Annotated in this window: 18 protein-coding genes; 5 read left to right on the top strand and 13 right to left on the bottom strand. The window is 70.9% G+C overall.

Annotated elements, in window-relative coordinates; genetic code table 11:
• The first annotated feature begins 96 nt into the window (after positions 1-96).
• The gene (locus AC3EO4_RS03925) at positions 97-1,677 is read left to right on the top strand and encodes a hypothetical protein (protein ID WP_431893815.1); all 1,581 of its coding nucleotides are present in this window, start codon (positions 97-99) and stop codon (positions 1,675-1,677) included.
• 238 nt (positions 1,678-1,915) lie between these two features.
• Here AC3EO4_RS03925 and AC3EO4_RS03920 read toward each other — a convergent pair whose 3' ends face one another.
• The 4 genes from AC3EO4_RS03920 to AC3EO4_RS03905 are packed head-to-tail and all read right to left on the bottom strand — an operon-like array spanning position 1,916 to position 7,978.
• Positions 1,916-4,933: an alpha-mannosidase gene (locus AC3EO4_RS03920; protein WP_431893813.1), complete on the bottom strand. Its 3,018-nt coding sequence runs from the start codon at positions 4,931-4,933 to the stop codon at positions 1,916-1,918.
• A 27-nt stretch (positions 4,934-4,960) separates the two neighbouring features.
• On the bottom strand, positions 4,961-5,827 hold the full coding sequence (locus AC3EO4_RS03915) for a carbohydrate ABC transporter permease (RefSeq protein ID WP_431893810.1): 867 nt from the start codon (positions 5,825-5,827) through the stop codon (positions 4,961-4,963).
• A gap of 1 nt (position 5,828) precedes the next feature.
• Positions 5,829-6,701: a carbohydrate ABC transporter permease gene (locus tag AC3EO4_RS03910; RefSeq protein ID WP_379570651.1), complete on the bottom strand. Its 873-nt coding sequence runs from the start codon at positions 6,699-6,701 to the stop codon at positions 5,829-5,831.
• Positions 6,701-7,978, bottom strand: coding sequence for an ABC transporter substrate-binding protein (locus tag AC3EO4_RS03905; RefSeq protein ID WP_431893807.1), 1,278 nt, complete (start codon positions 7,976-7,978; stop codon positions 6,701-6,703). The genes AC3EO4_RS03910 and AC3EO4_RS03905 overlap by 1 nt, the downstream gene beginning before the upstream one ends.
• Before the next feature lie 100 nt (positions 7,979-8,078).
• Here AC3EO4_RS03905 and AC3EO4_RS03900 point away from each other — a divergent pair, with 100 nt between their 5' ends.
• The 4 genes from AC3EO4_RS03900 (at position 8,079) to AC3EO4_RS03885 (ending at position 13,889) form a co-directional block, all read left to right on the top strand.
• Positions 8,079-9,107: a LacI family DNA-binding transcriptional regulator gene (locus AC3EO4_RS03900; RefSeq protein ID WP_379570647.1), complete on the top strand. Its 1,029-nt coding sequence runs from the start codon at positions 8,079-8,081 to the stop codon at positions 9,105-9,107.
• Positions 9,108-9,162: 55 nt separating this feature from the next.
• The gene (locus tag AC3EO4_RS03895) at positions 9,163-10,374 is read left to right on the top strand and encodes a glycoside hydrolase 5 family protein (protein ID WP_431893805.1); all 1,212 of its coding nucleotides are present in this window, start codon (positions 9,163-9,165) and stop codon (positions 10,372-10,374) included.
• A gap of 14 nt (positions 10,375-10,388) precedes the next feature.
• On the top strand, positions 10,389-12,890 hold the full coding sequence (locus AC3EO4_RS03890; RefSeq protein WP_431893803.1) for an endo-beta-N-acetylglucosaminidase: 2,502 nt from the start codon (positions 10,389-10,391) through the stop codon (positions 12,888-12,890).
• Between the two features lie 306 nt (positions 12,891-13,196).
• Positions 13,197-13,889 (top strand): DUF429 domain-containing protein, encoded by a 693-nt coding sequence (locus tag AC3EO4_RS03885; protein ID WP_379570641.1) that lies wholly within the window; start codon positions 13,197-13,199, stop codon positions 13,887-13,889.
• 91 nt (positions 13,890-13,980) lie between these two features.
• Here AC3EO4_RS03885 and tsaD read toward each other — a convergent pair whose 3' ends face one another.
• The 9 genes from tsaD to alr all read right to left on the bottom strand — a co-directional run bounded on the left by tsaD (position 13,981) and on the right by alr (position 21,158).
• Positions 13,981-15,012, bottom strand: a complete 1,032-nt coding sequence (tsaD, locus tag AC3EO4_RS03880; protein WP_379570639.1) for a tRNA (adenosine(37)-N6)-threonylcarbamoyltransferase complex transferase subunit TsaD — start codon at positions 15,010-15,012, stop codon at positions 13,981-13,983.
• Complete coding sequence (rimI, locus tag AC3EO4_RS03875; RefSeq protein ID WP_431894195.1) at positions 15,005-15,442, bottom strand: ribosomal protein S18-alanine N-acetyltransferase; 438 nt, start codon at positions 15,440-15,442, stop codon at positions 15,005-15,007. The genes tsaD and rimI overlap by 8 nt, the downstream gene beginning before the upstream one ends.
• Positions 15,443-15,453: 11 nt before the next feature.
• A complete protein-coding gene (gene tsaB / locus AC3EO4_RS03870; protein ID WP_379570637.1) occupies positions 15,454-16,101 on the bottom strand; it encodes a tRNA (adenosine(37)-N6)-threonylcarbamoyltransferase complex dimerization subunit type 1 TsaB in 648 nt (215 codons plus the stop codon).
• A 79-nt stretch (positions 16,102-16,180) separates the two neighbouring features.
• On the bottom strand, positions 16,181-17,110 hold the full coding sequence (locus AC3EO4_RS03865; protein WP_431893800.1) for an aminoglycoside phosphotransferase family protein: 930 nt from the start codon (positions 17,108-17,110) through the stop codon (positions 16,181-16,183).
• A gap of 36 nt (positions 17,111-17,146) precedes the next feature.
• Positions 17,147-17,698 (bottom strand): class F sortase, encoded by a 552-nt coding sequence (locus AC3EO4_RS03860; RefSeq protein WP_379570633.1) that lies wholly within the window; start codon positions 17,696-17,698, stop codon positions 17,147-17,149.
• Positions 17,699-17,701: 3 nt separating this feature from the next.
• Positions 17,702-18,406 carry a hypothetical protein gene (locus AC3EO4_RS03855; protein ID WP_379570631.1) on the bottom strand — a complete coding sequence of 235 codons (705 nt, stop codon included), beginning with the start codon at positions 18,404-18,406 and terminating at the stop codon, positions 17,702-17,704.
• 111 nt (positions 18,407-18,517) lie between these two features.
• Complete coding sequence (gene tsaE, locus AC3EO4_RS03850) at positions 18,518-18,973, bottom strand: tRNA (adenosine(37)-N6)-threonylcarbamoyltransferase complex ATPase subunit type 1 TsaE (protein WP_379570629.1); 456 nt, start codon at positions 18,971-18,973, stop codon at positions 18,518-18,520.
• Positions 18,970-20,019, bottom strand: coding sequence for an alpha/beta fold hydrolase (locus tag AC3EO4_RS03845; protein ID WP_379570627.1), 1,050 nt, complete (start codon positions 20,017-20,019; stop codon positions 18,970-18,972). The genes tsaE and AC3EO4_RS03845 overlap by 4 nt, the downstream gene beginning before the upstream one ends.
• Positions 20,016-21,158, bottom strand: a complete 1,143-nt coding sequence (gene alr, locus AC3EO4_RS03840) for an alanine racemase (RefSeq protein ID WP_379570625.1) — start codon at positions 21,156-21,158, stop codon at positions 20,016-20,018. Before alr ends, AC3EO4_RS03845 begins: the two co-directional genes overlap by 4 nt.
• Between the last annotated feature and the right edge of the window lie 11 nt (positions 21,159-21,169).

Raw genomic sequence — 21,169 nt, 5'->3', positions numbered from 1 at the left:
ATCGAGCTACTAAGGTGACCGGGCGGGAGTTCTCCCCTAACGATTCTGAATACCCACCGCTGCGCGGCAGGCCGTCGGCGAGTGAAGGAGCTTTCGGTGGATCACTCCAACCACACCACCCTTCTCCAGGCAGGCAGCCAGACCGCCATCTCCGACAGGATGCGCGAGCTGCTCGCGCGGGCCGCCCAGGACCACGTCTACGAGCAGCGCACGCAAGGCGCGGTGCTCGACGAGATCCGCCAGCGGCTTGAGGGCATGGAGTGGCTGCTGCGCGAGGTCCGCGAGCGCGAGCTCGGCGGCCTCACCGGCACGCTCGAGACAGTGAGCGGCCGCCTCGACGACATCTCCACCAGGCCGCCGTCGTGGGCGGAGGGGCTGGCCCAGCACGTGGAGGCGGTGCGTGACCACGTCGACGCCGTAGGCGAGCAGGTCGGCAACGTCGACGCCAGGGTCGAGTCGGTCAGCGAGCGGGTCAAGCCGGTGATCGAGCTGCCCGGCCTCTGGGCCGACGTCAGCACCGTGAGCGAGACCCTCGACGAGGCGCTCAAGCGGATCGAGTCGGTCATCACGAGCACCGACGGCATCGCCAAGCGCCTCGGCGACTTCGCCGGCAAGCTCGGCCAGCTCAGCGCCAGCATGGACGCCGCGGCCACCCGCTTCACCAGGCTCGACAAGTCGATGACCGAGCTCGCCGCCCGCACCGACCGCATCGAGAGCGGTGTGAAGGGCATGCCGGAGATGTTCGAGGCGAAGCTCAAGGCGGTCGACGGGTCGCTGGCCGCGTCGACGGAGCTGCTGTCCGCCTCGATCGAGGAGGTAGGCGCCAGGATCGACGCCACCGAGACCCGCCTGACGGGCCGCCTCGACGGCGTCGACAGCAGGGTCGACCGCGTCGACGGCAGGCTCCTCGCCGTCGACAACCGGCTGACCAGCGTCGACGGCCGCATCGAGACCGCCGATGAGTGCCTGGCCGACATCGACACCCGCCTCGACGGCATCGACGGCCGCCTCGGCGGGGTCGACTCCCGCCTCGCGGGCGTCGACCACCGTCTCGGCACGCTCGACGGCCACCTGGGCCGCCACGACGACCGTTTCGACGGGCTCGACGGGCGCGTCGACGGCCGGTTCACCGCGATCGACGAGCGCATGGCGGGCACCGCCAACCAGCTCGCCGACACCGCGACTCGCACCGAGGGCCGCTTCAACGACCTCGGCACCCACCTCGACACGCTCGACGAGCGGCTGGCCGAGGTCGAGGAGCGCGTGGTCGCCCGGTTCGACGGCGTCGACGCCACGCTCACCGGCATGTCCACCACCGCCGACAAGACGGGCGAGCACCTCGAGGCCATCGACGACCGGGTGGAGGCCGTCAACCAGCGTGTGGGCCAGCTGCCCGCCACGCTCAGCATCAGCGAGCGGGTCGGCGAGCTGCTCGACGCCCAGACGATCGAGCACGTCAAGCGGCTCGACGCGATCGACGAGCGGCTGACCGCCGCGGCCGCCGCCCTCACCGACGCCGTCGCCGCCCGCCCCGACCGGGTGGAGCTGGCCGAGAGCGTCACGGGGATCGTCGAGCCCGCCACGAGCGACCTGACCAAGCGGCTCGGCGCGCTGGAGGAGACCATGCTCGCCCTGGCCGAGGCCCTCCTGCGCCCCAGCCGCAACCCGAAGGACTAGACGCACGGCCGCCGAACGCCGAACCCGAGAGGAAGACGGGTCCGGCGTTCGCGTTTTCCGACCTATCAGGCCACCGACCTCCCAGGCCACCGGGCGGGGATGGAACGCGATGATCCCAGGAACCGCAGGCCGCGCTCACGCGGACCTCCCAGGACACCCGGGTCACGATCGTGCGGACCTTTCCGGGAGTCCTGTCGACCAGGGGCCGCGGGGTTCGAGGGCCCCGCGGCCCGTCGCGTTACGGTCGCCGGCTCAGCCGCAGGGTGACCAGTTCGAAGGGCCGCAGCGACAGGGACACCGCGTCCCCCTCGTGCCGACGTTCGGCGATGGGCCGCTCCAGCAGGTCAGTCGCCGCGACGCCGCTGATCGGGAAGCCCGCCGTCAGGGTCGCCCTGGCCCTGCCGCCGTGTGCCTCGTGGAAGCGCACGATCACGTCTCCGCTCTCGTCGTCGGCCAGCTTGACGGCCGTCACGACCACCGCCTCGTTGTCGATCGTGACCAGTGGCGCGACCTCGGCATCGCCGGGGACGGCGCGCTCGGGCAGGTTGATGAAGTAGCCCTCGCGGACCGCGTCGCCGATCGTCGCCCCCGGCACGAGCGCGTGACGGAAGCGGTGCACGCCCTGGTCGGTCTCGGGGTCGGGGAAGCGGGGGGCGCGGAGCAGGGAGGCCCTGAGCGTGGTGGTGGTCCCCGCGTCGGTGGCGCGAACCGTGCGGGTCACGTCGTGACCGTAGGTGGAGTCGTTGACCAGGGCCACGCCCCAGCCGGGCTCCTCCAGGTGCACGAAGCGGTGGTTGCACGCCTCGAACTTGGCGGCCTCCCAGCTCGTGTTGGTGTGGGTGGCCCGGTAGGCGTGGCCGTACTGGCTCTCCGAGGCGTAGCGCTCGGCGTGCACGTCCAGCGGGAAGGCCAGCTTGAGGAACTTCTCGGTCTCGTGCCAGTCGACCTCGGTTCTGATGTCGAGCCGCCCGGCGCCCGGTGGCAGGCTCAGCACCTGGGTGACCTTCGAGCGGCCGAACGAGCGGACCACGCGGACCGAGCCCGGCTCCTCGCCGGGTGCCACCTCGTCGGCGGCGACCAGGTCGGTGACCGTGTTGCGGTAGAACTCGTCCACGTCCCACGCGTCCCACATGTTGGGGAAGTCGGGGTGGATCTGCAGCAGGTTGGCCGCCTGGCCAGGCGCGACCGCCTCCCGCCCGGCGGTCAGGTCGTACACCGATCTGACGAGGCCGTGCCCGTCGATCTCGACGCGGAGCAGGCCGTTCTCGAGCTCGTATCCGCCCTCGTCACGGGGGCGGAGGACGACGGCGTCTTCGGTGTGGGCGGCGGAGGCGCCGCCCGCCGGGACACCGTGGCGGGTGTGCGGGGCGGCGTTGAAGACGAGAGTGGCGCCTGCCGAGGGATCGCCGGCGAGGGCGTGCTGGGCAGCGTCGATGATGCCGCCGAGCTCGTCGGCCACGGCCGCGTAGGTCTTCTCCGCCTCGCGGTGCACCCAGGCGATCGACGATCCGGGCAGGATGTCGTGGAACTGGTGGAGCAGCACCGTCTTCCAGATGCGGTCGAGCCGCTCGTGGGGGTAGGGATGTCCGGTCCTGACGGCGGCGGTCGCGGCCCACAGTTCGGCCTCGCGCAGCAGCGACTCGCTGCGCCGGTTGCCCTGCTTGGTCTTGGCCTGGCTGGTGAGCGTGGCGCGGTGCAGTTCGAGGTAGAGCTCGCCGACCCAGACGGGCGGGTTGGGGTATTCGGCCTCGGCCTTGGCGAAGAACTCGGCGGGCGTCTCCCATGTGACGGTGGCCGAGCCTTCCAGGTCGCGCATCCTGGCCGCCTTGGCGACCATCTCGCGGGTGGTGCCGCCGCCTCCGTCTCCCCAGCCGGTGGGGGCGAGGGAGTGCCGGGCGATGCCCTTGTCCTTGAAGTTGCGCGCCGCGTGGGCGATCTCGCTGCCCTTCATCGAGCAGTTGTAGGTGTCGACGGGCGGGAAGTGGGTGAAGATCCGGGTGCCGTCGATGCCCTCCCAGAGGAAGGTGTGGTGCGGGAACCTGTTGGTCTGGCTCCACGAGATCTTCTGGGTGAGCAGCCGCTTCGATCCCGCGGCCTTGATGATCTGGGGCAGTCCTGCCGCGAAGCCGAACGTGTCGGGCAGCCACACCTCGTCGTTCTCGATGCCGAACTCGTCCAGGAAGAACCGCTTGCCGTGCACGAACTGCCGGGCCATCGCCTCCGAACCCGGCATGTTGGTGTCGGACTCCACCCACATGCCGCCCGTGGGAACGAACCGCCCCGTGGCCACGGCCTTGGTCACCCTGGCCCACACCTCGGGCCTGTGCTCCTTCACCCAGGCCCACTGCTGCGCCTGCGACATGGCGAAGACGAAGGCGGGCTCGTCCTCCAGCAGCGCGGTCATGTTGGACGTCGTGCGGGCCACCTTGCGGACCGTCTCGCGCAGCGGCCAGAGCCAGGCGGAGTCGATGTGCGCGTGACCGACGGCGCTGATCCGGTGCGCGGACGGCTGCGCGGGCGTGGACAGGACGCCGGCGAGCCGTTCGCGCGCGGCGGCCGCGGTGCCGTTCACATCCTGCAGGTCGACCGCGTCGAGCGCCCGCTCCACGGCGCGCATGATCTCCCAGCGGCGGGCTCCGTCGACCGGCAGCTCCCGCATCAGCTCGCCGAGCACCTCCAGGTCGATCACCAGCTGCCACACCGTCTCGTCGAAGACGGCCAGGTCCATGCGGGCCAGCCGGTACTGCGGCGCGGTGCCCGCCGTCTCCTTGTCGCCGAGCGTGGTCGGCAGGAAGGGGTGGTAGTCGAGGATGACGGGGTTGGAGGCCGCCTCGATGTGCAGCCGCACCTCTTCGCCGCCCTCGACGGGCGCGCCCACGCGGATCCACTGGTTACGCGGGTTGAGTCCCTTCACGGGGGTGCCGTCAGGGCGGTAGACGAGACCTTCGCACTGGAAGCCGGGCATGTTCTCGTCGAATCCGAGATCGAGGATGGCCTCGACGTTCCTGCCCGCCCACGCGGCCGGCACCGTGCCGCTGACGGTGAACCAGCTGGTGCCCCACGGAGCGCCCCACTGGTCGCCGACCGCGATGGGCTCGGGTACGGCCGACAGTCCCTCGGCGACAGGGACCGGCTCGCCGGGCGCGTGCCAGACCGCCACCTCGAGCGGCACCGACTCCGGGTACACGGCCGGGCGGATGCGCTCGTCGAGGACGCGCTTGAGGCGGGCTTCGACCAGCTCGCGGTCGTCATGCATGGGGGAACTCCCTGGTGGTGTGAGCCGTCACCCCTTGATCGCGCCTTCCTCGACGCCCCTGAAGAAGAACCGCTGGAGCGAGGCGAACACGATCACGATCGGCACGAAGGAGATCATCGTGCCGGCCGCGATGAGCCGGGGGTTGGCGCTGAACGTGCCGTTGAGGTACTGCAGGCCGACGGTGAGGGTGTAGTTGTCGGGGTTGGTCAGGACGATGAGCGGCCACAGGAAATCATCCCAGGCGCCGATGAAGGCGAAAATGATGACGACGCTGAGCATGCCGCGCACGTTGGGCAGGCCGATGTGGCGCAGCCGTTCCCAGGCGGTCGCGCCGTCGATGATGGCGGCCTCGTCCATCTCGGGCGGGATCGCCTGGAACGCGGTCCGCATCAGCAGCACGTTGAGCATGCCGATGGCGCCGGGCAGCGCCACGCCGAGGAGGGTGTCGGCCAGGCCGAGGCTGCGGATGGTGACGTACTGGGAGATGATCGTCACCTCGCCTGGCAGCACGAGCGTGGCCAGGAAGAGTCCCAGCAGCAGTTTCGCGCCCCGGAAGCGGAGCTTGGCCAGGGCGTAGCCGGCGATGGTGGCGCCGAAGGCGTTGCCCGCGATCACGATCGCGGCCACGATGAGCGAGTTGACGGCATAGGACCAGACGGGGATGGTCTCGGCCACCTGGGCGTAGTTGTCGAGCGTGGGGTGCTCAGGCAGGAAGCTCGGCGTCTGGGTGTAGATGTCCTCGTCCAGGCTTTTCAGCGAGGTGGAGAGCTGCCACAGGAACGGGGAGACGGTGAGGGCCAGCACGAGCAGGAGCAGCGCGTAACGCAGGACCTTCTCACCGGTGGTGATCGTGTTGAAGCCGCTGTGCCGTCCTGGCCTGGCGTGTGCCGCCACCTCAGGCCGCCTTCCTGTTGAGCCGCAGGAGCAGAAGCATCGGGCCGATGGTGATGAGGAGCAGGACGATGCTGAGCGCCGAGGCGTAGCCGAGGTGGCCGGTGAAGCCGCGGCTGTAGAGCTGGATGAGCATCACCACCGACATGTCCCGCCCTCCGGGCCCGCCCGTGCCGTTGGACAGCACGTACAGCTCGGAGAACACTCGCAGCGCGGAGACCGAGACGAGCACGGAGACCAGGAGCATCGTGTTGCGCACGCCGGGCACGGTCACGCTCCAGAACCGGCGTGCCGCCCCCGCACCGTCGACAGCGGCGGCCTCGTGGAGCTCCCGCCTGACGTTCCCGAGAGCCGAAAGGTAGATGATCATGTAGTAGCCGAGGCCCTTCCAGACGGTCAGGCTGATCGCGCTGAACAGCAGGAGCCAGCGGTCGGTCAGGAACGGGACCGGCTCGGTGACGACGCCGAGCCACTGCGCGAAGCCGTTCACCAGGCCTCTGTCGTCCAGCACCCAGCCCCAGATCAGCGCGACCACCACGGCGGAGGCGACCACGGGAGTGTAGAAGGCGGTCCGGAAGAACATGATGCCCGGCAGCTTCTTCTCCACCAGGACCGCGATCAGCAGCGGCAGCATGGTGAGCAACGGCAGGCAGACCAGCATGAACACGACGCTGTTGAGCAGCGCGTCGGCCAGCTGGTCGTCGTCCAGCACCCGCGCGAAGTTGTCCAGGCCGGTGAAGCGCCCGCCGCCCAGCGGTTTGGCGTTGGTGAACGCCAGGACCACCGTGTTGATCGATGGCCAGACGTTGAACACGAACAGCCAGACCGCGGCGGGCGCCACCAGCAGCCAAGGAGTGAACCAGCGTCGATGGGTCATCAGTTCTTGAGGAGCTCGTCGCACTTGGCGGCGGCCGCGTCGAGGGCCTCCTTGGAGGAGATCTCACCGCTGATCGCGAGCGCGAACTGCTGCCTGATGAACTTGCTCATCGCCTCGGTGACCTCGACCGGCTGGAGCATCTTGGCCTGCGCCAGCGAGGCGAACGCGATGACCTTGGCGTCGCCGGCGTTGGTGCCGTCGCTCTTGCTGAAGAACGGGTCGTTCGCCGAGGCCTTGGTGCTCGGGAAGATGCTCACCAGGTGGGCGAAGGCGGCCTGGTTCTCCGGGCTGGTCACCCAGCGGGCCAGGGCGATGGCCGCGGGCGCGTTCTTGGTCTGCTTGGACACCGACAGCCCCTGCACGTACAGCGGCGGCGTACCCATCGCGGTCGACGGCACCACCTTGGGCGCCAGCGACGGGTTGTCGGTGGCCAGGCTGGTGATGTAGTTGCCGCCGGCCGTCGTCCAGGCGGCCGTCTTTTCGTTGAAGAGCTTGGCGTTGCCCGCGTAGGTGTCGGTCAGCACGTCGCGCGGCAGCAGGCCCTCCTTGAACGCGTCGCGGTACTTGTCGAGCAGTGCGGCGGCCTCCGGGGTGTTGAAGGTGAAGCTCTTGCCGTCGTCGGCCATGAGCTTCACTCCGGCGTTGGCCAGGTCGCCCAGCTCGGGCCTGCGGCTCATCAGGTAGACCTTGCCGCCGGACTTCTCCTTGACGGTCCTGGCCTGGGCGACGAGTTCGTCGAAGGTGGTCGGCGGCTTCTTCGCGTCCAGGCCGTACTTGGTCATCAGCTCGGAGTTCCAGTAGTTGACGTCCGTGTTGAGGTACCACGGGTAGCCGTAGACGCCCTGGAATCCGGCGTAGGAGTAGGCGGCGATGCCTCCGGCGACGTACTCGTCGGACAGCTTCTGGTCGGCCTGGGAGACGTCGAGCAGCAGGCCCTGCTTCACCAGCGGGAGCGCGAAGTCCGGCGGGAGGTTGGTCACGTCGGGCAGGGTGCCGCCGGCGGCCTGGCTCAGCACCTTGTCGGAGTAGCCGTCGCCCGGCTGGTCGAGCCACTCGACCTCGACGCCCGGGTACTTCTTCTCGAAGGCGTCGATGACGCCCTGCACGTAGTCGGTGAACTTGGGCTTCAGCGCCCACGTCTGCAGGCTGACCTTGCCCTTCACCTCTCCGGTGGCGTTCGCGCTCGGCGCCGCCGCCTGAGGCTCCTGCTCGCCCAGCCCGCAGCCCCCGGCTACCATCGTGGCCACCACGGCCAGCCCTGCCCAGTACCTTCGCATGACGCTCTCCTTCGGGCACTAAACCGCTCTAGTTGCGGGACTATCCCCCCGGCTAGACTTCCGTGTCAATAGATGAGATGAACTCGTGAAGGAGACAGTCGTGGGCCGACCGACCATCGCCGACATCGCCGAGCGGGTCGGGGTGTCCAAGGGCGCGGTGTCGTTCGCGCTCAACGGGCGTCCAGGGGTCGGCGAGGCGACGCGGGCCCGCATCCTCCAGGTGGCCAAGGAGATGAACTGGCGTCCGCACAGCGCCGCCAGGGCCCTGGGCGGCGCCAGGGCGGAGGCGGTCGGCCTGGTGATCGCCAGGCCCGCCAGCACGCTGGGCGTGGAGCCGTTCTTCGCCCAGCTCCTGTCCGGCCTGCAGGCCGGACTGTCGGCGCAGTCGGTGGCGATGCACCTGCTGATCGTCGAGGACGTGGCGGCCGAGATCGAGGTCTACCGCGACTGGGCTTCCGCACACAGGGTCGACGGGTTCATCGTGGTCGACCTCAAGGTGAGCGACCCCAGGATCGAGGTGCTCGAGGAACTCGGCGTGCCCACCGTGGTGCTGGGCGGCCCAGGACGGCACGGCTCCCTGTCCAGCGTCTGGGCCGACGACAGGGAGGCGATGCTGTCGGTCGTCGAGTACCTCGCGGCGCTCGGCCACCGGCGCGTCGCCCACGTCGCGGGGCTGCCGGCGTTCCGGCACACCCAGCGCCGCATGCGGGCGCTGCGCGACTCCACCCGGCGGCTCGAACTGGTCGACGCGGTGTCGCTGGCGACCGACTTCAGCGACTCGGAGGGCGCGGCGGCGACCAGGGCGCTGCTGTCCCGCGGCAGCAGGCCGACCGCCATCATCTACGACAGCGACGTGATGGCCCTCGCGGGCCTGGGCGTGGCGGGCGAGATGGGCGTACGGGTGCCGGACGAGCTGTCGATCGTGGCCTTCGACGACTCGGTGCTCACCCGGATCGCGCACCCCGCCATCACCGCGCTCTCGCGCGACACCTTCGCGCTGGGCGGCCAGGTGGCCGAGGCCATGCTGGCGTTGATCGCCGCCCCCGAGGCGAGACAGGACCTCAAGACCGCCACCCCGCGCCTGGTCGTCAGGCGGAGCACGGCGGCGCCCGGGGCTTGGCACGGATGACTAAAGCGGTTTAGGGTCCGGTGAGATCGACTCACCGCTCGGAGGACGCGTGCCCGTGCCCCACCCCATCCGTTTCGGCGCCAACTACGTGCCTTCGGCAGGCTGGTTCTACAGCTGGCTGGACCCCTCGCCGGACGCCGCCCGCCGCGACTTCGAGGACCTCGCAGGGATCGGGCTCGACCACGTCCGCGTGTTCCCGATCTGGCCGTGGATCCAGCCCAACCGCACGCTGATCAGGCAGCGCGGCATCGACGACCTGCTCGAGCTGATCGACGTCGCCGCCGAGTTCGAGCTGTCCGTGGCCGTGGACCTGCTCCAAGGGCACCTGTCCAGCTTCGACTTCCTGCCGTCCTGGGTGCTCACCTGGCACGAGCGCAGCCTCTTCACCGACCCGGCCGTCCGCGACGGCATCGCGGCCTACGCCGACCGGCTCACCCGGGCCGTGGCGAGCCGCGACAACGTGTTCGCCGTGACGCTCGGCAACGAGGTCAACAACCTCTACCCCGCCAACCCGACCACGCCGGAGGCGTCCGCCCGCTGGGCCGCCGAGCTGATCGACGCCGTCCGCGCGGCCGCGCCGCACCTGCTGACCCTGCACTCGCTGTACGACGCCACGTGGTACGACCCCGACCACCCGTTCCACCCCGCCGACAACGTGGACCTGGGCGACCTGACGACGGTCCACTCGTGGGTGTTCAACGGCGTCTCCGCCATCGACGGCCCGCTCGGCCCCGCCACCGTCACCCACGCCGACTACCTGGTCGAACTCGCCGCCGCCACCTCGCTCGACCCGGCCCGTCCTGTGTGGCTGCAGGAGGTCGGCGCGCCCAGGCCCGACGTCCCCGAGGGCCACGCCTCCGCGTTCGTCCGCGGGATGCTCGACGCGGTCACCGCGAACCCCGCGCTGTGGGGCGTCACCTGGTGGTGCTCCCACGATCTCGACCGCGCGCTGGCCGACTTCCCCGACCGCGAGTACGACCTCGGGCTGTTCACCGTCGACCACCGGCCCAAGCCCGCGGCCCTGGAGCTGGCGGCCGTCATCAAGGAGCGGCGCCGTACCGCCGCGGACAGGCCGGCGCTGGTGTGCGACGTGGACCTGCGGTCCGCGCCCGAGCGCAGAGCCGAGGTCGCGCCCGGCAGCGCCTTCCACACCGAGTGGGTACGGCTGCGCCGGTCGGGACCGCTGGCCATCGTCACCGCCGACCGCGCCGCCGACACCGGCTATCTCACAGCTCGGGGGATCAACACCGTCCTGGCCCAGGCCTGAGAGAAGGAGATCAGATGCGACGGACGTTATTACCCCTGCTGTGCGGGGTCCTCGCCGCGACCGCCCTGGTCACGCATCCCGCACAAGCCGACCCCTCGCCGGCCGTATCGCCCTCGGCCGACTCCACGGTCCGCCCCGCACCCGGCGAGTCCGCGCCCGCGGACCCCGCGCCGCCCGCGCGCAGGCGGGCCGCCGCCGGAAGCGGCGACCAGCCGTACGCCTCCTACTGGCATCCGAACACCATCCTCGACTGGAACCCGGCGACCGACCCCGACGCCCGGTTCAACCGCTCCCGCGTGCCGCTGCGCCCCCGCGTCTCCGACCCGGCGCTGAAGGCGAACGCGAACGCCCGCTCCGCCGAAGGCCGCGTCGCCTCCCTGGTGTCGTTCGCCCCCACCTCGGGCAACCCCTCCCAGGGCGCGCTCGACCCCAACTACTACGCCTTCACCCACTGGCAGTACGTCGACACCCTGGTGTTCTGGGGCGGCTCGGCCGGCGAGGGCCTCATCCTCGCCCCCAACGCCACCGTGATCGACGCCGCCCACCGCAACGGCGTCAAGGTCTACGGCACCGTCTTCTTCCCGCCCACCGCGTACGGCGGCCAGATCCAGTGGGTGCGCGACTTCGTCACGAAGTCCGGATCCACCTACCCGGTCGCCGACAAGCTCGTCCAGGTCGCCCAGCACTACGGCTTCGACGGCTGGTTCATCAACCAGGAGACCGCCGGCGGTGACGCCGCCCTGGCGACGGAGCTGCGGTCCCTGATGAAGTACGCCAGAGCCAAGGGCCCGGTCGAGTTCATGTGGTACGACGCCATGACCGAGAGCGGCTCGGTGTCCTGGCAGGACGCGCTCACCACCGCCAACGACGCCTTCCTGTCCGATCCCGCCAGGGTGTCCGACTCGATGTTCCTCGACTTCGGCTGGACCTCGGCCAAGCTGAACTCCTCCCGTGACCTGGCCCGATCACTCGGCCGTGACGAGCACGAGCTGTACTCCGGCATCGACACCGAGGCCAACGGCTACAACACCGGAGTGCCGTGGGACGCGGTCTTCCCCGCAGGGCAGCCGCACGTCACCTCGCTGGGCATCTACCGCCCCGAATGGACGTGGAAGTCCTCGACGGGGCCCGCCGACTTCCGCGCCAAGGACTCGCGCTTCTGGGTGGGCGCCAACGCCGACCCGTCCAACACCTCGACGTCCTCGGCGTGGAAGGGCCTGGCCACCTACATCGCGGAGTCGACCCCGGTCACCGCGAAGCCGTTCGTGACCGGCTTCAACACCGGGCACGGCGACTTCTACAACGTCGGCGGCACCCGCGTGCGCGACGGCGGCTGGAACAACCTGTCGGTCCAGGACGTGCCGCCCACCTACCAGTGGATCGTGTCGTCCACCGGCAGCAAGCTGACCCCCTCCATCGACTACGGCGACGCCTACGAGGGCGGTTCGTCGCTCCGCCTCACCGGACGCCTCGACGCGGCCAACACGGTGCGGCTCTACCAGACCCGCCTGCCGGTGGCCGCCGACACCAAGCTCTCCGTCGTGGTCAAGACCCCCGCCGCGGGCGCCACCAACCTGAAGGCCGCTGTCGCGTTCACCGACTCGCCGACCAGCTTCACCACGATCGACCTCGGCGCGACCGGCGGCACCGGCTGGGAGCGCAGGACCCTCGACCTGTCCGCCTACGCGGGCAGGACGATCGCGCAGCTCGGCCTGCAGGCCGCCGGCACCGCCGACTCCTACGACATCAGGGTGGGCCAGCTGGCCGTCTACGACGGCGCGGTCGACAGCGTCGCCGCCCCGACGGGGATGACCGTGCTCGGCGTCACCGACGTGTCGGCCACCCGCAAGTCGCTCCGCCTGTCCTGGACGGGCGCGGGACAGGCCCACCACTACGACGTCTACCGCCGCAACCCCGACGGCACCCGCGCCTACCTGGGCGCCACCCCGAACGACGCCTACTTCGTGCCGCGGCTCGACCGGAGCGGCACCGAGTCCGCCACGACGATCGAGGTGGAGGCGGTCGGCGCCGAGTACGGCCGCTCGGCCGCCGCCACGACCACGATCTCCTGGTCCGGCACCCCGCCGACCGACACCAACCTCGCCCTCAACCGGCCCGCCACGTCCTCCAGCCAGTGCAACGCGAACGAGGGCCCGGCCAAGGCCGTCAACGGCACCGTGAACGGCGGGAACACCGACAAGTGGTGCGCTCTGGCGGCCACCAAGTGGCTGGAGGTCGACCTCGGCTCCGTCAAGACGCTCACCCGGTTCGTCGTCAAGCACGCCCAGGCGGGCGGGGAGTCACCCAGCTGGAACACCCGTGACTTCACGATCCAGGTGCGCGCCGCGGCGTCCGACGCGTGGACCACGGCGGTGACCGTCACCGGCAACACCGCCGCCACGACCACGCACCCCGTCACGGCCACGGCCCGCTACGCCAGGTTGACGATCACCAAGCCCACCCAGAACGCCGACCCGGCCGCCCGCGTCTACGAGTTCGAGGCCTGGGGCAGCTGAACCGCGGCCCCTCGGGTCCGTATGACCAGGTCGTATCGTCCCTAGGCCCGCACGCTCGGGGAGGCCGCGCCGGCAGTTCGCCGGCCTCCCCGAGCGGTCCGCCGCAGGGCTTTCGTTCGCGCCGTCATCCCGGAGGCCGCCGCACAGGATGATCCTCCTGTGTTCTCCGCGGCAGGGCCGGTCGCGCTCCTCCGGCCGGCGCCTATGGCGGCATTCCCGCCAGCGAGCGGCTCGCCCGTGACCTCGCCGCTCGGCGTGTCGTACGGATCTCCGTACCGCGACTCCGAATCGGTGGACTATGACGTCATGGACCACAGGCGAGTGCTCGGCGTCGACGGATGCAGGCAAGGCTGGATAGGCATCGCCGTCGGCGAGGAGCCCGTGCGCGCGTACTCCGCGGCCCAGATCGTCGAGCTGGTCTCCCTCGCGGCCATGGACGGTGAGCTTGAGGTCGTGGCCATCGACATCCCGATCGGCCTGCCCGATCGCGGGCGGAGGGAGGCCGACGTCCTGGCTCGGCGGGCAGCGGGCGCACGCTGGCCCTCGGTGTTCATGACGCCGACTCGGGCCGCACTGGAGGCCGAGGACTACGTGACAGCGGTCGCGATCAACCAGGAGCTGGCCGGTGAAGGAATCTCCCGGCAGGCGTTCGCTCTGCGGGAGAAACTCCTGCAGGTCGACCGGTGGGTCCGCCAGACGGGTCAGCGTGTCGTCGAGGTCCATCCCGAGGTGTGCTTCGCCCGGTTGGCAGGCGCTCCTCTGCCGGTCCGCAAGACCACCTGGGCAGGCGTGGAGCGCCGACGCGCTCTCCTCGAAGGCGCCGGCATCGTGGTTCCCCGAGACCTAGGCGCCGCCGGCGCGATGGCGGGCGTCGACGACGTCCTCGACGCGGCCGTCGCCGCCTGGACAGCGAGACGCGTCGTCACCGGTCAAGCCGGCTGCATGCCTTGCCCGCCGCAGACCTTCACCGACGGCGTCGCCTGCGCGATCTGGGTTTGACCTGATCGCGCAGGTTCTTGGCGGACCCGACATCGACCGCCGGCCGAATCGGGCGGGATCCCGGAGCCGATGGCCGACCCCAGCCGCTCCCCTACACGTGCACCGTCGTGATCGGGAGCGACGAGTCGGCGGGGATCTCCAGGGACGACGGCGCTATTCCCGCCGCCACCAGGTCGGAGCCCAGCGTCGCCACCATCGCCCCGTTGTCCGTGCACAGCCCGGGACGCGGCACGCGCAGCCGTACCCCGGCCTTGTCGCACCGCTCCTGCGCCAGCGCGCGCAGCCGCGAGTTGGCCGCGACGCCGCCGCCGATGAGCAGGTCGTGCACGCCGTACTTCTTGCAGGCCTGGAGCGCCTTGCGCGTCAGCACGTCGACGACCGCCTCCTGGAAGGAGGCCGCGACGTCGGGCACGTGGATCGACTGGCCCGAGGCCTCGCGGGCCTCCACCCAGCGCGCGACCGCGGTCTTGAGCCCCGAGAAGGAGAAGTCGAACGTGCCGTCGTCGATCTTCCCGCGCGGGAAGGCGACCGCCGTGCCCGAACCCTGGACGGCCGCCTTGTCGATGTGCGGCCCGCCGGGGAACGGCAGCCCCAGCACGCGGGCCACCTTGTCGAACGCCTCACCGGCGGCGTCGTCGACGGTGGAGCCGAGCGAGATGACGTCCTCTGACACGTCGGGTACCAGCAGCAGCGAGGAGTGCCCGCCCGAGACCAGGAGCGCGATGCACGGCTTGGGCAGCGGCCCGTGCTCGAGCTGGTCGACGGCGACGTGGGCGGCCAGGTGGTTGACGCCGTAGAGCGGCACTCCGAGGCCGAGCGAGTAGGCCTTGGCCGCGGCGACGCCGACCAGCAGCGCGCCCGCCAGGCCCGGACCGGCGGTGACGGCGATGGCGTCGATGTCGGTGAGCTTCACGCCCGCCGTCGCCAGCGCCGACTCGATGGTCGGCGTCATCGCCTCCAGGTGCGCCCTCGAGGCGACCTCCGGCACCACGCCGCCGAAGCGGGCGTGCTCTTCCATGCTGGAGGCGATGGTGTTGGCCAGCAGCGTGTGCCCCCTGACGATGCCGATGCCGGTCTCGTCGCAGGAGGTCTCGATGCCAAGGACCAGGGGTTCGTCAGCCATCCAGCTTCCTCTTCATCATGATCGCGTCGGTGCCGTCGTCGTAGTACCGGCGGCGCACCCCGATCTCCTCGAATCCGAACCGTTCGTAGACCGACCTGGCTCGCGGGTTGTCGGCGCGCACCTCGAGGAAGATCTCCTGGGCCGCTCGCCGCCGCGCCTCGTCGAGCAGCTCGGTCAGCATGGCGCTGCCGACGCCCTCGCGCTGCCGTTCGGTCAGCACCGCGATGGTCTGCACGTCGGCCTGGTCGGCGGCGACGGCCAGACCCGCGTAGCCGATGATCAGGTCGTCGTCGTCGTCGACGGCGACGACGTAATGCCTGGTGCGCGGCTGGTCGGCCAGCTCGCCGCGCATCATGCCCTCGCTCCACGCGTCGAGGGGGAACGTCGCCCGCTCCAGCGCCATGACCGCGGGCAGGTCCGCCTCGGTCATCCGCCTGAGCTTCACGCCGTCACCTTTTTCGGCGGCTTCGGGATCACCGCGTCGGGCCTGCGCAGGTAGATCGGCCGCGGTTCCTCCATGGGCAGGCCGGCCGCCAGCCGCTCGGCCGCCAGCGCGGCCATGAACCCGCCGTAGGGGTACGGCGGCGCGTCGGACTCGCCGAGGACGGCAGGATAGAGCGCGGCGCCCGCCCCCACGACCGGGAGCGCGCCGGTGCGCGGCACGTCCGCGGGCTTGTCGACGAACGGCCCCTCCAGGCGGGTGCGCGCGTCGGCGTAGCGGGCCCAGAAGACCTCCTTGCGCCGCGCGTCGGTGGCCGCCAGGAACTCGGTCGCCAGCCCGCTGCCGTAGGCCACGGCGTCGAGGCTGCAGATGCCGTACGCGGGCGCGCCGACCGCGGTGGACAGCGCCTGCGCGGTCATCAGGCCCACTCTCAGCCCCGTGTAGGGGCCGGGGCCCGAGCCGGCGACGATCGCGGTGACGTCCCGGAGCGAGGCGCCCGCCTCGTCCAGCACCTTCTCGATCGTGGGAACGAGCAGCTCACCGTGGCGACGGGCGTCGACCACGGTGGATTCGGCGAGCACCCTCGCGCCGTCGTGCAGCGCTGCTGTGACGGCGGGGGTCGCGGTATCAAAGGCCAGGACCAGCACGAATATTTAGCCTAGTGCGTCCCCGGCGGTGCTGCCCGACGCACGGGCGGGCTCGGACCAGCCCGTGGTACGGAAAGCGTCAGTCCCAGCCTGTCCTGTGCCGCAGCCACGCGAGCGCCTCGACGCCCTGGGCCCGCTGGAAGGCCCTGACCGTCGGCAGACCCGGCGGGTCCGGCAGGCGGCCGTGCCGTACGAAGTAGCCCGCCAGCGCGGCGAGCAACACGGTCACGGCGGGGTCGCCGTCGTCGAAGAGGTCCTGCGGTGGCGGCCCGCCCTGCATGCGCACCGACGGCAGCATGCACACCAGATCGATCCACGGGGCGCCGACGGAGGCCCACGGCCAGTCCACGACGTAGACCCGGTCGTCGGTGAGCAGCAGGTTGTCGGCCCTGAGGTCGGCGTGCACGAGCGAGTCGCCCTCGGCCGCCGCCGCCCAGCCCTCCTCCATCGCGGCCAGGGCCTCCAGGTTGCGCAGCGCCCACGGGTCCAGGCCCGTGGTGTCCTCCTGGAGGAGCGTCCGCCAGCCGGTGAAACTCTGCTCGTGGACGTCGGCGAAGGTCCGCGCCTCGATCGGCGACGGAGTGAGCGCGGCCGACAGCTCGCCGACCGCGTCGAGCACGCGCCGCAGCTCGCCGTCGCGCCACGGCATGGCTGGGTGGCTCCCCTCCACGTCCTCGAAGACCAGCACCACCCAGTCGCCGGTGTCGAACGAGGTCAGCAGCCTCGGCGCGGGCACCTGGCCGGGCAGCGCGGCCGCGATCCTGGCCTCCGCCCGGTAGATCTCGATCGAGGTGGGGTTCGGGGAGGAACCGCAGGCCTTGACGAAGGCGCGCCTGCCGTCGTCCAGCTTCAGCCGTACGGCCGCCGCGGGCGAGAAGCCGCCCGTCTGGGTGACCGCCTCGACCACGCGCCCGCCGAGGAACTCCGCGACCTGCCCGCGCAGCTCGGCCGGAACCTGCTCCCACGGCAGGCGCACCCCCGAGGCGGGCGGGTTCGACTCGTCGCTCATGTCCCCATCATCCACACGCCCGCAAGCGGATATCCCTCAGGCGAGCTTCACCGGCGAGGCGTAGACGATGATGTTGTCCTCGTACTCGTGCCTGGCGTAGTCGAAGTTCCCGCCGCACGTCACGAGCCGCAGCCCCGCCTCGGTGTAGACCCGTTCGGCGGGGAAGCGCTCCTTGTCGACCTGCTCGACCGAGTCGACCTTGTACTCGGCGACCTTCCCGTCGCTGCGGGACACCTTGACGATCTGCCCCTTGCGCAGCTGCCTGAGCTTGTAGAACACCGCGGGCGCCGTCTTCGTGTCGACGTGCCCGATGATCACCGACGCACCGCGCTCGCCGGGCACCGCGCTGTGCTTGAACCAACCCGCGACCTTCGGCTTCTCGTACGGCGGCAGCTCCACCTCGCCGCCCTTGGTCAGCCCGAGCTTCATCAACGGCGCTTCGAGGTCGATGGCGGGAACCTCGATGCTCTCGGGCACGACGGACGAAGGTGTGGCCTCCTCCTGCCGTACCTGCAGGGTCCTGCCGAAGGCGACCAGCACGAGGCCGGTGGCGGCCCCCGCGAGGACCACCCGGGAAAAGCGGGCCATGCGTCAGCCGCGGCGACGCCGTAGCGCCAGACCGACGCCTCCGGCCAGTGCCAGGCCGAGCAGCACCCCTGCGGGGCCGAGCGGGATGCCCGACTCGTCCGCGGCGTCCTTGGCGAAGGTACCGCCGCCGCCCGCGCCGGGAGCCTTGGTGGGCACGACGGTCTTCGTCGACGTCGGCTCGGCGGTCGGACCCGCGGCGACCACCCGCAGCGTGGCCTTGCCGGTGTCGTTGGTGCCGTCGCACTTGACGTTCACGGGGTAGCTGCCGCGCTTGACCGTGCCGGAGATCTGGGCGTCGCCGCGCACCCACGGCACGGGAGCGGGAGTGGCGGTGCCGCTGGGCGTCGCGGTAGGCGTGGGCGGCGGCACGGGGTCGAGCGTGACCGAGGCCAGGAACGCCTTGGACGTGGCGGTGCCGCTGTGCTCGGGGCCGTCGTTCGGCACGGGGCAGTTGGCCAGGATCCACACCGTGGAGGTGTCACCGGCCGTCACCCTGTCGGGGTTGAGCCGCACGTCGATGTTCTGCCGGGTGGTGGTCGCCGTCGCGGTCGCGGTGGCTGTGGAGGTGGCGGTCGTGGTCGCAGTGCCTGACGGCGTGGCCGTATCCGCCGAGGCCGAGCATCCCGCCACACCTAACAGGAGGAAGGCCCCCGCGTACGCGAATCGCCTGACCGTGAGCACCGCCGCACCCCACTTCGCCGTTTTCACCCAGCATCCACCGGATCCGGAGGCTGCACCCCACCTGATACCCAGAAAATCTGGGTGAACCCATGAAGAAATGATCTCAGGCTTGACCGGGCTTTGGCGAAGACGTGACCGTTAGGCGGGATCAGACGGCGTGTCGGCCCACCGCGCGCCGACCCCTCGCAGGGTGACACTGCGCGCGTCGTCACCGCCCGACCTGTCGATGTGGACCTCGAGCCGCTCGTCGGACAGGCCTTCGACGAGCCCCTCGCCCCACTCCACGATCGTCACCGACTCCTCCAGCGAGGCGTCGAGGTCGAGGTCGTCGACTTCGAGATCGCCGCCGAGCCGGTAGGCGTCGGCGTGGACGAGCGGAGGCCCGTCGGCGAGGGAGGGGTGGACCCTGGCGATGACGAAGGTGGGCGAGGTGATCGGGCCGCGCACCTTGAGCCCCTCGGCGATGCCCTGCACCAGCGTGGTCTTACCGGCGCCGAGCGGCCCCGACAGGATGATCAGGTCACCGCCCCTCAGCCCGGCGGCCAGCCGTACGCCGAGGGCGCGCATCTCCTCGGCCGTCGCGACGACAGTCACAGCTCCACCCTCTTCACCAGATCACGCAGGGCGTCGTTGACCACGCTCGGCCGTTCGAGCTGGACGAGGTGGGAGGTCTCCGGCACCTCGGTCAGCTGTGCCCTGGGCAGCGCCGCGGCGATCGCCCTGCTGTGCTCGGGCGGCGTCAGCCAGTCCTTCTCACCGACCATGATCGCGGTCGGCACGTCGTCGAGGACGCCGAGCGCGGACAGTTTGTCGTGGTTCATCAGCGCCGGATAGAAGTCCGCGATCACCTCTGTCGGCGTCGAGCGGATCATCGACTCGACGAAGTCGACCAGGGTGGGGCTGACGTTCTTGGAGTCGCCGAACCCGAAGTGGCGCAGCACCAGGAAGGCCACGTCGTTGCCGGCGTGGCGGGTCTTGTCGACCAGTGAGCCGCCCCTGCCCAGCATGGAGACCGTCAGCGGGGCCACCTTGTGCAGGCCCTTGGCCAGCAGGGCGGGCAGGCCGAGGGTGATCTCGGCCAGCTTGCCCGCACTGGTCGAGATCAGGCCCACGCCCTTGATCCTGTCGCCGAACAGCTCAGGATGGCGATCGGCGAGCGCCATGATCGTCATGCCGCCCATCGAGTGGCCGACCAGGACGCACGGCCCCTGCACGAACGTCTCCAGCACCTCGAACAGATCCTCGCCCAGCCGTTCGATCGAGCTGTCCTGCTTCTCCGTGCGCTGTGACAGGCCGTGGGAGCGCTGGTCCCACAGCACGATCCGGTAGTTCTCCCGCAGGTCGCGACGCTGGTAGTGCCAGGAGTCGAGATTGTGCGTGTAGCCGTGGCAGAACACGATCGTCACAGGTGCGTCGTCGGGACCGTCGATCTCGACGTGCAGCGCCACCTCGTCGGAGGTGGTGAGCGTGCGCTCCCTGCCCCTCAGCTCGCCGAACGGCTCGTTGGCCTCCAGGTCAGGGCGCAGCCTGATCCGGCCGACCGCGTAGCGTTTGGCCAGCGCGGCGGCGGCCAGGCCCGCGGAGGCCGCGCCGACGATCGCGCCCGCGACGCCGACCTTCCTGCGCGTCGTCGTCGTCATGCGCCCGCTCCCTCGTAGACCCTCGGCACCCTGGCGCCCAGCCTGGTCACGATCTCATGCGTGATCGTGCCGAGATTGTCGGCCCATTCCTGGCACGTCGGCTCGCCGCCGTCACCCGGGCCGAACAGGATCACCTCGTCACCGTCGTCCAGCGGGTCGTCGCCCACGTCGATCATGAACTGGTCCATGCACACCCTGCCGACGATCTGCCTGCGCCTGCCACCCGCCATGACCTCGGCCCTGCCCGTCGCGTGCCTGAGGATGCCGTCGGCGTAGCCGAGCGGCACCAGGCCGAGCGTCGACTCGCTCGCGGTGGTGTAGAGATGACCGTAGGAGACGCCCGAGCCCTCCGGCACCCGCTTGGCCAGCGCGACCCGCGCCGCCAGCGTCATCGCCTGCCGCAGGCCGAAGTCGCCCTGCTCGGGGATGGGGCTCAGGCCGTACATCGCGATGCCCGGCCTGACCAGGTCGTAGTGGGTGCGCGGCAGCGACACGATGGCCGCCGAGTTGGCCAGGTGCCTGATCACGTGGGAGCCGGAGACACCCGCCTGCTCGGCCAGCTTCAGCGCCGCCTCGTAGGCGTCGATCTGCAGGTCGATGGAACCGTGTCCAGGGATGTCGGAGCAGGCGAAGTGGGACCAGAGCCCGACGACCTCGATCGCTCCCTCGGCCTGCAGCCGCGCCGCCGCGGCGAGCAGCCCCGGCCACGCGGCCAGGGGCGCGCCGCCCCTGCTCATGCCCGTGTCGGCTTCGAGGTGGGTCTTCGCGGTCCTGCCCGTACGGCGGGCCGCCGCGGCGACCTCCTCCAGGCGGCCCGCGCCGGAGGCCGACAGCTCGATGCCGGCCAGCAGGGCCTCCTCCAGCGGCTCGCCCGGCGTGAGGATCCATGACAGCACCGGCACGGTGATCCCGGCCGCGCGCAGCGCCAGTCCCTCCCTGACGTAGGCGGTGCCGAGCCTGGTGGCCCCGCCCTCGATGACGGCCTTCGAGACGGGCACGAGACCGTGGCCGTAGGCATCGGCCTTGACCGCGCCCATCAGCTCCGCGCCTGGCGCCCGATCCTTGAGCAGCTCGACGTTTCGCCTGATGGCGGCCAGGTCCACCCGCGCCTGCGCGGGCGTGGCCTCACGGAAGCTCATGCCCCCAGTTT

It is taken from the genome of Nonomuraea sp. bgisy101 (genome assembly GCF_057708945.1).
The sequence above is the reverse complement of the archived record's forward strand: the minus strand, read 5'-3'. Positions and strand labels throughout refer to the sequence as shown.

Excerpts from the sequence above, each read along its gene's own strand:
- AC3EO4_RS03920 (WP_431893813.1), bottom strand. The coding sequence starts at position 4,933 with ATGCATGACGACCGCGAGCTGGTCGAAGCCCGCCTCAAGCGCGTCCTC.
- AC3EO4_RS03910 (WP_379570651.1), bottom strand. The coding sequence starts at position 6,701 with ATGACCCATCGACGCTGGTTCACTCCTTGGCTGCTGGTGGCGCCCGCC.
- AC3EO4_RS03905 (WP_431893807.1), bottom strand. The coding sequence starts at position 7,978 with ATGCGAAGGTACTGGGCAGGGCTGGCCGTGGTGGCCACGATGGTAGCC.
- AC3EO4_RS03890 (WP_431893803.1), top strand. The coding sequence starts at position 10,389 with ATGCGACGGACGTTATTACCCCTGCTGTGCGGGGTCCTCGCCGCGACC.
- AC3EO4_RS03885 (WP_379570641.1), top strand. The coding sequence starts at position 13,197 with ATGGACCACAGGCGAGTGCTCGGCGTCGACGGATGCAGGCAAGGCTGG.
- tsaD (WP_379570639.1), bottom strand. The coding sequence starts at position 15,012 with ATGGCTGACGAACCCCTGGTCCTTGGCATCGAGACCTCCTGCGACGAG.
- rimI (WP_431894195.1), bottom strand. The coding sequence starts at position 15,442 with ATGACCGAGGCGGACCTGCCCGCGGTCATGGCGCTGGAGCGGGCGACG.
- AC3EO4_RS03865 (WP_431893800.1), bottom strand. The coding sequence starts at position 17,110 with ATGAGCGACGAGTCGAACCCGCCCGCCTCGGGGGTGCGCCTGCCGTGG.
- AC3EO4_RS03860 (WP_379570633.1), bottom strand. The coding sequence starts at position 17,698 with ATGGCCCGCTTTTCCCGGGTGGTCCTCGCGGGGGCCGCCACCGGCCTC.
- AC3EO4_RS03845 (WP_379570627.1), bottom strand. The coding sequence starts at position 20,019 with ATGACGACGACGACGCGCAGGAAGGTCGGCGTCGCGGGCGCGATCGTC.
- alr (WP_379570625.1), bottom strand. The coding sequence starts at position 21,158 with ATGAGCTTCCGTGAGGCCACGCCCGCGCAGGCGCGGGTGGACCTGGCC.